Source organism: Allosphingosinicella sp. (assembly GCF_036387215.1).
Classification (GTDB): domain Bacteria; phylum Pseudomonadota; class Alphaproteobacteria; order Sphingomonadales; family Sphingomonadaceae; genus Allosphingosinicella.
Map to the genome: position 1 here is coordinate 1 of NZ_DASVUE010000014.1, position 3,821 is coordinate 3,821.

Below are 3,821 nucleotides of genomic sequence, written 5' to 3' on the forward strand. Positions count from 1 at the left end.
GGTCTGCTCCTCGTTCGCGCCGTGGGTCTTTTTCTTGGCGTCGATGAATTTCGAGAGCGCATAGGGCGTCTCCACCATCGGGGCGATGATGTAGCCGACGCCGTAGACCTTGCTTGCGAACAGATCGGATACCGCCTCGGCACCGCCGATCTTGAGTGCTACCTTGAGGTCGGCCCGGTGCGCGATCTCCAGCAGCCGGTGGAATTCGTCCGGACGGGTCCCTTCCGCCTCGAACTCCGCCTTGACCGCGACCACACCATATTGGTCGCGACCTTTCTTGAGGAGGTCCAACATCTTACGTTCGGTCGGATTCACGGCACTACCTTCTTCAAGCCCAATTTCGGCACGGATTGGCGGAGCCACCCGCGTCCGTCAACCCGTGACCGGCGCAGCCGGCGCCGGCCGGCTCGGCGTCTAATTCCTCAGATCGGTTGCGCGACCCGTGGACGCGAGGCGGCAAGCGCCTCGATCGTCGTCTGCAGCCCCTGGCGAAGCGAGTGGCGGGGGGTCCAGCCGAGGCGCTGCAAGGCCGTGGTGTCGGCAACCAGCCGGTCCGGCTCGAACCCATTGCCGGGCTTGGCGCCGAAGCGGATTTCGCTGCTGGAGCCGGTGAGCTCGCGGATTGTGAAGAGCAGGTCGCGCAGGCACGTCGAGCGCCCGGTCCCGACCTCGACCGGCGAGCCCGGCGCAAAATTCTCGGCGCTGGCGCATAACAGGCTCAATGCGCTCACCGCATCGGCGACGAAGATGAAGTCCCGGCTGTTCCGGCAATGCGAGACCTCGACCGGCTCGCCCGCCAGCATCCTCAGGATGACGAAGCCGACGAACTCCGAAACCTCCGCACCCGGCCCGTACATGTTATGAAGGTGGATGTTGACGAACGGCCTGCCCCTGCGGGCGCCGAGATAGTCCAGCGACTGTTCGAGCAGCTTCTTCGTCAGCGCGTAATTCGAATAATTTTGCGGCAGAGCAGTCGAGACATTGAGGACGGCGTCCGCCTCGATCGTTTCGAGCAACTGGAGCGGGTAGATGAGGTTCGGCTGGATCAGCTGGGCGATCGGAGCGCCGCCCCTGCCGTAATCCACGACCAGATTGAAAATGCGGTCGAAGCGGATCTTCGCGGCTTCCCCGGGGGAGACGATCCGGATCGATGGGGACACATCCTTGATCCGGTCCTCGCCTTCGATCGACCTTGCGATCGCATAGGGCTGGACGTCGCTCGTCAGTGATCGGATGAGCTGACGCCCGAGGAATCCGCTGCCTCCAAGGAAGAGGATCTTCTTCATCTCAGCGGCCGAACCGGAGACGCATCAGCGTGACCATATAGCTGAATATGAACGCCAGCAGGTTCCGCTTGGTCTGGCCGAACATCCTCTTCTTGAAGGTGAACGGCACTTCCAGGATCCTGAAACCCGGATTGGCCCGCATGATCTTGACCAGTATCTCCTCGACGATGTCGAAATTGTCGCACCTGAGCTGCAAGGCGCGCAGCGCGGCTCCGGGATAGAGCTTGAAGCTGTTCGAAACGTCCTTGCATTTGAGGCCGAGCACCAGCCGGTAGCCCATGTTCACGAACCAGCTCATCCAGACGAGGATTGCGCTGTTCTCGGTGAAGCCGCCGCTGACGTAGCGCGAGGCCACGATGATATCCGCCTCGTTGCGCACGCCGAAGAGGTTGTGGAGGAAGTGCGGCGGATGGGAGCCGTCCGCATCCATGAAGATGACCGAGCGGCCGGTGGATTGGGCGATGCCGGTGCGGACCGCATCGCCATAGGCATTGCCGCCGGACCTGTTGATGTAGCGGACCTGCTGCTCCTCGCAGAGCTCGCGGGTTCCGTCCATCGGAGTGAGGGTGTCGATGACGAGGATTTCGAAGCTGTCGGTCAGTTCCTCGCACGCGTGCCGAATGCGCGGGATCAGCAGGCGCAGGTTCTCCTCCTCGTTGTAAGCAGGGAGAATAACCGACAAGTCACAGGCCACGGGCACCTCTAAACAGGCTGGCAGAAACGGGGTGCGGGCGCTATGCCCGCCCGCAAGCACATCTGTACAGTGGGACCGCGATGAAGATCTTAGTTTTGGGCGGCTGCGGCTTCCTCGGCTCGAACCTTGCGAGCGAGGGCATGCGCAAGGGGCATGAAGTGGCCGTCTTCGACAATCTGTCGCGCCTCGGGGCCGATCGGAACCTCGAATGGCTGCGTGAGCAGGGCCGCTTCAAATTCTACGGCGAAGACGTCCGCTCGCAGCAGGCCGTCCAGAATGCCGTCCGCGAGTTTCGCCCGGACGTGCTGTTCCACACCGCCGGCCAGGTGGCGATGACGACTTCGATCGCCGATCCGCGCCTCGATTTCGAGACGAATGCGCTCGGCACGTTCAACATGCTCGATGCGGTGCGCCAGTACAGCCCCGAGACCATCATCACCTTCTCCTCGACGAACAAGGTCTATGGCGACCTCGAAAGCTATCGCTATTCCGAGACCGATACGCGCTACGTCTGCGACGACTTCCCGGAGGGCTTTCCGGAGAGCGTGCCGCTAGATTTCAGGACTCCATACGGCTGCTCCAAAGGCTCGGCGGATCAGTATATCCGCGACTTCTCGCTGACCTACGGCCTCAGGACAGTCGTGTTCAGGCACTCCTCCATCTTCGGAGGACGTCAGTTCGCGACCTCCGATCAAGGCTGGATCGGCTGGTTCGTTCAGCAGGCGCTCGAAACGGCGGCGGATCCGGGGCGCGAGCCGTTCACCATCCACGGCAACGGCAAGCAGGTCCGCGACGTGCTGTTCGCGCCGGACCTCATCGACTGTTATTTCAGCGCGATCGAGCGGATCGACCAGACCAGCGGCGAAGTCTTCAACATCGGCGGAGGCTATCGCAACAGCCTCTCGCTGCTCGAGCTGTTCGACCTGCTGGGTCGGGAGCTGGGGATCGAGCTGCGCTACCGGCAGCTGGCGCCGCGCGAGAGCGACCAGAAGGTGTTCGTCGCCGATGTCGCCAAGGCGGAGGCGCTGTTCGGATGGCGGCCGCGCACGGACAGCACGTCCGGCATCCGGCAGATGATCGATTGGGTGCGCGACAGCCACTGTGCGCCCGAAGCTCAGCCGGAGCGGGCCCTCGCCGCTTCTGCGTGAACGGCCTCGCTGAAGACGAACCGCTTCAGCGCGAAGAAGGTCAGCACGGCAAGCACTCCGATCACCAGCGCCTCGGCGGCGAGAACCGGCACTCCGATGGCGATCAGCGCCCGTAGTGAGCCGACGTTGAGAAGCGTCTGCACGATATAAACGGCGATGAACTTGGGAAGCAGCCAGGCGCGGCGGCTCCTGAATACGATCTGCCCGGTCGTGCAGAAATTGAACAGCACGGCCACCACGGTGGCAATCAACACCGACGGCGTCGGCGCCACGCCGAGCAGGTGAAGCCCTGCGAAAATGCTGTAATAAAAAGCGAAATTCAGGCTTCCGACCGCGATGAAGCGGACGAACTGCCAGAAGCCGTGGCGGCGCACGATGCGCAGCAGCGGGTTCAGCCAGGCATAATCGAGGTGCTCGAGGGCCAGGAGGATGGCCACGGCCACCCGTTCCACGGAGCGTAGGAGGCGGACGATCATGCCCTGATTACCCGGAGCAGGACTGAAGCATGGCCGCCGCGATGACGCCCGAAAGCCGGAGGCCAGGGCGCTGCGGCGCGTCCTCGGCCGGGCCCCGGCCCGGCTTCCCTGCAACTATGACAGCTTTCATGGAAAGGACGTCGACCTTGTAATTGCGCACTTACGCCGCCCGCTATCCGTACCCGCCCGATCCCGCAATCGTTAACTCATTCGGACT

4 protein-coding genes and 1 pseudogene are annotated in these 3,821 nt (G+C 63.0%); 1 reads left to right on the top strand and 4 read right to left on the bottom strand.

Going from position 1 to position 3,821, the window contains the following annotated elements; genetic code table 11:
* The 3 genes and pseudogenes from VF662_RS00480 to VF662_RS00490 all read right to left on the bottom strand — a co-directional run.
* Positions 1–294 (bottom strand): annotated as a pseudogene (locus tag VF662_RS00480) (aldolase/citrate lyase family protein); the annotation flags it as partial.
* 128 nt (positions 295–422) lie between these two features.
* Positions 423–1,286 carry an NAD-dependent epimerase/dehydratase family protein gene (locus VF662_RS00485; RefSeq protein ID WP_464136390.1) on the bottom strand — a complete coding sequence of 288 codons (864 nt, stop codon included), beginning with the start codon at positions 1,284–1,286 and terminating at the stop codon, positions 423–425.
* A 1-nt stretch (position 1,287) separates the two neighbouring features.
* Positions 1,288–1,968 carry a glycosyltransferase gene (locus VF662_RS00490; protein WP_464136392.1) on the bottom strand — a complete coding sequence of 227 codons (681 nt, stop codon included), beginning with the start codon at positions 1,966–1,968 and terminating at the stop codon, positions 1,288–1,290.
* A 92-nt stretch (positions 1,969–2,060) separates the two neighbouring features.
* On the opposite strand from VF662_RS00490, the gene VF662_RS00495 reads away from it, so the two are divergent.
* A complete protein-coding gene (locus tag VF662_RS00495; protein ID WP_464136394.1) occupies positions 2,061–3,128 on the top strand; it encodes an SDR family NAD(P)-dependent oxidoreductase in 1,068 nt (355 codons plus the stop codon).
* Here VF662_RS00495 and VF662_RS00500 read toward each other — a convergent pair.
* Positions 3,095–3,565 (bottom strand): GtrA family protein, encoded by a 471-nt coding sequence (locus tag VF662_RS00500; RefSeq protein WP_464136396.1) that lies wholly within the window; start codon positions 3,563–3,565, stop codon positions 3,095–3,097. The two genes, VF662_RS00495 and VF662_RS00500, sit on opposite strands and share 34 nt — an antisense overlap.
* Positions 3,566–3,821 lie beyond the last annotated feature (256 nt).

Bases quoted from the DNA above. Each gene is read 5' to 3' on its own strand.
- VF662_RS00485 (WP_464136390.1), bottom strand. From the start codon at position 1,286: ATGAAGAAGATCCTCTTCCTTGGAGGCAGCGGATTCCTCGGGCGTCAG.
- VF662_RS00495 (WP_464136394.1), top strand. From the start codon at position 2,061: ATGAAGATCTTAGTTTTGGGCGGCTGCGGCTTCCTCGGCTCGAACCTT.